The sequence below is a fragment of the Archangium sp. genome (assembly GCF_036389735.1).
GTDB lineage: Bacteria > Myxococcota > Myxococcia > Myxococcales > Myxococcaceae > Archangium.
In genome coordinates this window covers 20,062-27,043 of record NZ_DASVWK010000704.1, presented here as the reverse complement: position 1 = coordinate 27,043, position 6,982 = coordinate 20,062, and the positions used below count along the sequence as shown (strand labels likewise).

4 protein-coding genes are annotated in these 6,982 nt (G+C 70.0%); all 4 read left to right on the top strand.

All coding sequences use genetic code 11. The annotated features are described in order from the left end of the window. A partial coding sequence (locus tag VF794_RS24905) for a CARDB domain-containing protein (RefSeq protein ID WP_331114548.1) occupies positions 1 to 2,883 on the top strand: 2,883 nt, incomplete at its 5' end. Between the two features lie 74 nt (positions 2,884 to 2,957). Next, positions 2,958 to 4,112, top strand: coding sequence for an acetylornithine deacetylase (gene argE / locus VF794_RS24900; protein ID WP_331114546.1), 1,155 nt, complete (start codon positions 2,958 to 2,960; stop codon positions 4,110 to 4,112). An 81-nt stretch (positions 4,113 to 4,193) separates the two neighbouring features. Beyond that, the gene (locus VF794_RS24895; protein WP_331114544.1) at positions 4,194 to 5,867 is read left to right on the top strand and encodes a diguanylate cyclase; all 1,674 of its coding nucleotides are present in this window, start codon (positions 4,194 to 4,196) and stop codon (positions 5,865 to 5,867) included. After that, positions 5,864 to 6,976: a hypothetical protein gene (locus tag VF794_RS24890; protein ID WP_331114542.1), complete on the top strand. Its 1,113-nt coding sequence runs from the start codon at positions 5,864 to 5,866 to the stop codon at positions 6,974 to 6,976. The genes VF794_RS24895 and VF794_RS24890 overlap by 4 nt, the downstream gene beginning before the upstream one ends. Positions 6,977 to 6,982 lie beyond the last annotated feature (6 nt).

Here is a 6,982-nt window from a genome sequence, read left to right as displayed (position 1 = left end):
GACTCCACGGACGTGCAGCTGTACCTGTCCAAGGACGCCACCATCACCCCGACGATGATGCCGGACCCGAGCACGGATCAGCCCCTGGGTTTCCTCCCCGTCAACTACCTCAATCCCGGGCAGTGCCAGACGCTCACCAGGTCCCTCAATGCGTGGGTGCCCTCCGAGGGCGCCTGGTACGTGGGCGCCGTGGCTGACCCGAGCAACTTCCGCCCCGAGCTCATCGACGACAACAACACCCTGGCCGGCACCCGCATGGGCGTGGGCCACAACCCGGACTTCGTCGTCACCTCGGTGAAGGGGCCCACCAGCGTCACGCCGGGCCAGCAGTTCAACGTGACGGTGACGGTGTGCAACCAGGGCACCCGGGGGGACTCCACGGACGTGGAACTCTACCTGTCCTCGGACGACATCATCACTCCGACGTACATGCCGGACCCGAGCACGGATCAGCCCCTGGGTTTCCTCCCCGTCAACCACCTCGACGCCGGGCAGTGCCAGACGCTCACCCAGTCCGTCAGTGCGTGGGCGCCGTCGGAGGGAGCCTGGTACCTGGGCGCCGCCATCGATCCGGGTGGCTACCGCCCCGAGCTCATCGAAGACAACAACACCCTGGCCGGCACGCGCATCGGCGTGGGCCACAACCCGGACTTCGTCGTCACCTCGGTGACGGGGCCCGCCAGCACCATGCCGGGCCAGCAGTTCAACGCGACGGTGACGGTGTGCAACCAGGGCACCCTGGGAGGCTCCACGGAGGTGGAGCTGTACCTGTCCTCGGACGCCATCATCACCCCGACGATGATGCCGGATCCGACCTCGGACCAGCCCCTGGGTTTCCTCCCCGTCAACCACCTCAACGCCGGGCAGTGCCAGACGCTCACCCAGTCCGTCAGTGCGTGGGTGCCCTCCGAGGGCGCCTGGTACCTGGGCGCCGCGACTGATCCGGGCAACTACCGCCCCGAGCTCATCGAGGACAACAACACCCTGGCTGGCACCCGCATGGGCGTGGGCCACAGGCCGGACTTCATCGTCACCGCGGTGAAGGGACCCGCCAGCGTCACGCCGGGCCAGCAGTTCAACGCGATGGTGACGGTGTGCAACCAGGGCTCGATGGGAGACTCCACGGAGGTGGAGCTCTACCTGTCCTCGGACGCCACCATCACCCCGACGTACATGCCGGACCCGTCCACGGACCAGCCCGTGGGGTTCTTCCACGTCAACTACCTCAATCCCGGGCAGTGCCAGACGCTCACCCAGTCCGTCAGTGCATGGGTGCCCTCCGAGGGCGCCTGGTACCTGGGCGCCGCGGCTGATCCGGTCAACGGTCGCCCCGAGCTCATCGAGGACAACAACACCCTGGCCGGCACCCGCATGGGGATCGGCAACAAGCCGGACTTCGTCGTCACCTCGGTGACGGGGCCCGCCAGCGTCAAGCCGGACCGGCAGTTCACCGCGACGGTGACGGTGTGCAACCAGGGCACCCAGGCGGACTCCACGGAGGTGGAGCTGTACCTGTCCAAGGACGCCACCATCACCCCGATGATGTGGACGTCGCCGAACCCGAACGCGGACCTGCCGCTGCTCCGCTCACCCACCCACCACCTCAACCCCGGGCAGTGCCAGACGCTCACGCAGTCCGTCAGTGCGTCGGTACCGTCGGAAGGCGCCTGGTACGTGGGGGCCGCAGTGGACCCGGAGAACTACCGTCCCGAGCTCATCGAGGACAACAACACCCTGGCCGGCACCCGCATGGGCGTGGGCTACCTGTCGGACATCGTCGTCACCTCCGTGACGGGGCCCGCCAGCGTCAAGCCGGGTCAGTCTTTCGACGCGACGGTGACGGTGTGCAACCAGGGCACCATGGGGGACTCCACGGACGTGCAGCTGTACCTGTCCAAGGACGCCACCATCACCCCGACGATGATGCCGGACCCGAGCACGGACCAGCCCCTGGACTTCCTCGTCATCAACTACCTTGGCGCCGGGCAGTGCCAGACGCTCACGAAGTCCGTCAGTGCGTGGGTGCCCTCCGAGGGCGCCTGGTACGTGGGCGCCGTGGCTGACCCGGGCAACTTCCGCCCCGAGCTCATCGAGGACAACAACACCCTGGCCGGCACCCGCATGGGCGTGGGCCAGAAGTCGGACATCGTCGTTACCTCGGTGAAGGGGCCCACCAGCGTCCTACCGGGCCAGCAGTTCAACGCGACGGTGACGGTGTGCAACCAGGGCACCCTGGCGGACGCCACGGACGTGGAGCTGTACCTGTCCAAGGACGACATCATCACTCCGACGTACATGCCGGACCCGAGCACGGATCAGCCCCTGGGTTTCCTCCCCGTCGGCCACCTCAACCCCGGGCAGTGCCAGACGCTCGCGATGCCCGTGAGCACGTGGGTGCCCTCCGAGGGCGCCTGGTACCTGGGGGCCGTGGCTGACCCGGGCAACTTCCGCCCCGAGCTCATCGAGGACAACAACACCCTGGCCGGCACCCGCATGGGGATCGGCAACAGGCCGGACTTCATCGTCACCTCCGTCGTCGGGCCCTCGAGCGTGAGGTTGGGCCAGCCGTTCAACGCGACGGTGACGGTGTGCAACCAGGGCACGCAGAGGGAGTTCACGGACGTGCATGTGTACCTGTCCTCGGACGCCACCATCACCCCGACGATGACGCCGGATCCGACCTCGGACCAGCCCGTGGGGTTCTTCCACGTCGAGGATCTCGATCCCGGGCAGTGCCAGACGGTCACCCAGTCCGTGAATGCGTGGGTGCCGTCCTCGGGCGCCTGGTACCTGGGGGCCGCGACGAACCCGAGCGGCTACCACCCCGAGCTCATCGAGGACAACAACACCCGCGCGGGCACCATCCTGTCCGTGACGCCCTGACGCTGGGGACGCTGGGAGAGGGCGGGGGTGAGGGTCTACAGTCGCCCTAGACCCCGCCCCCTGGAGGCCCCACCGTGAGTGACACCCTGCCCGAGCTGCGCTCCACGCTCGCCGAACTGGTCGCCCTGGACACGACCTCCTCGCGTCCCAACGCGCCGCTGGTGGCGCTGGCGCGGGGGCGGCTGGAGGCGGCGGGCTTCCGGGTGGAGCTCGTGCCCTACCGGGACGGGGCGGGGGTGGAGAAGGTGAACCTCGTCGCGGTGAAGGGCGGCGGGGCAGAGGAGCGGGCGGCGCTCGCGCTGGTGGGGCACACGGACTGCGTGCCCTACGACGCGGCCTGGACGGACGCGCTGCGGCTGACGGAGCGGGACGGCAAGCTGTACGGCCGGGGGGCGTGTGACACCAAGGGCTTCATCGCCTGCGCGCTGCACGCGGTGACGCACTACTCGGGGCCGCTGCGGGCGCCGCTGATGGTGCTGCTGACGGCGGACGAGGAGCTGGGCTGCGAGGGGGCCAAGCACCTGGTGGCCCAGGGTAAGGGGCGGGCGAGGCACGCCATCGTGGGCGAGCCGACGTCGCTGGTGCCGGTGCGCGGGCACAAGGGCTACTGCCTGGCGGAGGTGGAGGTGCTGGGCCAGGAGGGGCACAGCGCCTACCCGGACGAGGGGGCCTCGGCCATCTTCCGGGCGGGGCGCTTCCTCCAGAAGTTGGAGACGCTGGCGCGCACGCGGCTGCGCGAGGAGCGGGACGAGTCCTTCGAGCCGCCCTTCACCACGGTGAACGTGGGCATCATCGGCGGGGGCAAGGCACCCAACGTCATCTCGGGGGCCTGCCGCTTCCTGGTGGAGTGGCGCCCCATCCCTCGCCAGCCGAAGGAGCGGGTGCTGGAGCTGCTGGAGTCCATCCGGAGCGAACTGGTGCGGGACGAGCCCGGCTACGAGGCGCGCATCCACCTGTTGCGTACGGAGCCGGCGGTGGAGACCCGGGTGGACGCGGAGGTGGTGCGGGTGCTGGCGGAGCTGTCCGGCAACGCGCCCATCACGGTGCCGTTCGGCACGGAGGCCCCGCAGCTCACGGAGCTGGGCGCCGAGGCGGTGGTGTTCGGCCCGGGGGACATCCGGGTGGCACACCAGACGGGCGAGCACGTACCGGTGGAGGATCTGGTGCGGTGCGAGGCGTACCTCTCACGAGCCATCGCGCGTTTCTGTGGTGCGGCAATCCTACCGTGACGCCCATACGCGCAGTTGAATCGTCCCCCCCCGCCTCCCACCTTGCTCCGCACCTGATACCCTGGAGATCGGAACGGATCCATGGCTGCGCTCTCTTCTCTCGGTAATACCGGCCGCGTCCTGCTCGTGGACGACAGTGCCATCGCTCTCCAGGTCATCGGCTCCCAACTTCAGGAGAGCGGATTGGACGTGGTGACGACGACCTCGCCCCGCGAGGCCCTCGGACTCGCCACGGAGGGTGGGCAGCCGTTCGATCTCCTCATCCTCGACGTGATGATGCCGGAGATGAACGGCCACGAGCTGACGCGCCTGCTGCGCGGCCATGCCCGGACGGCCAACACCCCCATCCTCCTGCTCACCTCGCTGGACTCCACCGATGATCGGGTGAAGGGCCTGAGCGCGGGCGCCGACGACTTCTTCAACAAGACCACTCCCGATGCCGAGATGCTGGCGCGCGTGCGCTCGTTCATCTCGCTTGGGAAGATGCGGACCCATCTCCAGGCGCAGCACGAGGCGATGGCCCGCGTCATGCGCGAGCCCGAGGCCTCCGCCACTCCCCAGGCGCGGGTGGACATCGTCCACCACATGCCCGTGGTGGGCGAGCGGCTCGCCCGGGCCCTGCGGGGCTCCCCCGTGGGGGGCGAGTTCCAGCTCACCCACCGCCCCCCCTCGCAGCGCATGATCGACTCCGACGCCGACCTGCTCGTCGTCAGCTACGCGGTCGCGCTCGAGGGAGAGCAGCCCCTCCTCAAGCGCTACGGCTTCGATGAGGAGGCGCCCGCCATCCTCGTGGTGGACGACGCCGAGTCCACCCTGCGGCGCGTGACGGCCTTCGATGCCGGCGCCGACGACTACCTCACCCTCCAGACGCCCATGGCCGAGCTGGCCGCCCGCCTGGGCAGTGCCCTGCGCCGCCAGCGCCGCCAGCGCCAGCTGCGCACCTCTCGCGACCGGGCCATGCTGGTGGCGGTGACGGACCCGCTCACCGGGTTGTACAACCGCGCCTACTTCCAGGAGGCCCTCGGCGTCGAGTTCCGCCGGGCCCAACGCTACAAGCACCCGATGTCCCTGGTGCTGCTGGACCTGGACCACTTCAAGCAGGTGAACGACAACCTGGGCCACAGCGCTGGCGACGAGGCCCTGCGCGAGGTGTCCGCGCGATTGCGCCGGACGGCGCGCTCGACGGACGTGGTCGCCCGTCACGGAGGCGAGGAGTTCGCGATGATCCTCCCCGAGACGGACCTGGAGCAGGGGCAGATCGCCGCCGAGCGCTTCCGGATCGCGGTGGAGGGCGCCACGGTGCACGGCGCCCGGGGCGGCAGCCGCTCCCTGACCATCAGCGTGGGAGTGGGGTGCTACCCCGTGCATGCCACCGCCATGTCCGAGCTGGTGGAACTCACCGACGCGGCGCTCTACACCGCCAAGCGCACGGGCCGGAATCGGGTATGTGCCGTGTCGCTCGGGAAGGAGCCGCCGCCGCCCCCGCCCTTGCCCAGCCACCCCCAGGTCTTCAACGTGATGGATCGGCTGCGCCGGCTCGTCTCGGATGACGTGGAGGGCCCGCTGACCGCCACGCGCACGGCCGCGCGCATGTTGCACGATGCCTCCGCTCCAGGCGACGCGCTGCACATCCTCACCTCGCAGCTCCGCTCGTCCTCGGACGAGGTGCGGCTGGAGCTGCTGCGGTTGATGGACGAGCTCACCCGGGCCCTGGATCCCGGTCGGCAGGGACAGGCCTCCGGCGAGCGGAAGTGAACCCAGGCTCGGACGTGGGGACGCCCTCCGGCCTGGGGGCGCGTGTCACGCGCGCCTTCCTCTTCGGGAGCGTCGCCGCCGTGTTCGCCGCGCACCTCGCCCTGTGGCTATGGGTGTCGTGGCGAACGGAGCTGCCCCTCACGAGCCTCCTCAACCGCTGGGACTCGAACCACTACAGCACCATCATCCGTGAGGGCTACGGCGGCACGCTCTGGGCGTTCTTCCCGCTCTACCCGATGACGGTGCGGGCCCTGGCGGGCGTGCTCGACGTGGAGCGGGTGCAGGTGCTGGGGGCGGTGCTCTCCACCTTCCTCTTCCTCGGCTTCGTCGGGCTCGTCGGACGGGCGAGCACGCGGGAGGACCCGCCGGAGGGGTTGGTGCCCCGGACGCGGCTCGGGTGGCTCTTCTTCCTGCTCGCCCCGGCCAGCTACGCCTTCCACTCGCACCACACCGAGTCGCTCTTCCTGCTGCTGTCCTTCCTCTCGCTCTCCTTCGGAGCGAGCCGGAGGCCCGTGCTCGCGGGCCTGTTCGCGGCCCTGTGCGTGCCGACGCGCAACCAGGGCGCCTTCGTCGTGGCGGCCGCGTCCGTGCTGGTCGCCCTGAGGGAAGAGGGCCCGGCGCGCCGCGTGAAGGCCTTCCTCCTCTGTGGGGCTGTCGGGGCGCTCGGTGTGCTGGGCTTCCTCGCGTTCGAGTTCCTGGCCTCGGGCTCTCCGCTGGCCTTCGTGGAGGCGCAGCGCGGGTGGCACCGCGCCGAGTCGGTGGCGGAGGTCTTCAAGACGTTCGTCTTCGGCAACCCCTGGCAGAACACCCGGAGCCCCTACCTGCTGCGCTACGGCGTGTTCTGGCTCTTTCTCGTGGGGGCCGCGCTGCTGGCGCGCCGGCAGCCCGCGCTGGGGTTGTACGCCGCGCTCTCGATGGGGGTGATGCTCCTTCAGGGGGATGTGGCCAATGTGTACCGGTACGGCACCGTCGTCTTCCCGCTGCTCTTCTCCCTGGGAGACCGGTGCGCCCGGCGTCCGGGCTGGTTCCAGGGCGTGGCGGTGATGGTGCTGGTCCTGTTGAACCTCGCGACGGCGCGGGGGTATGCGCTGGGCAAGTGGGCCTACTGAGCCCGG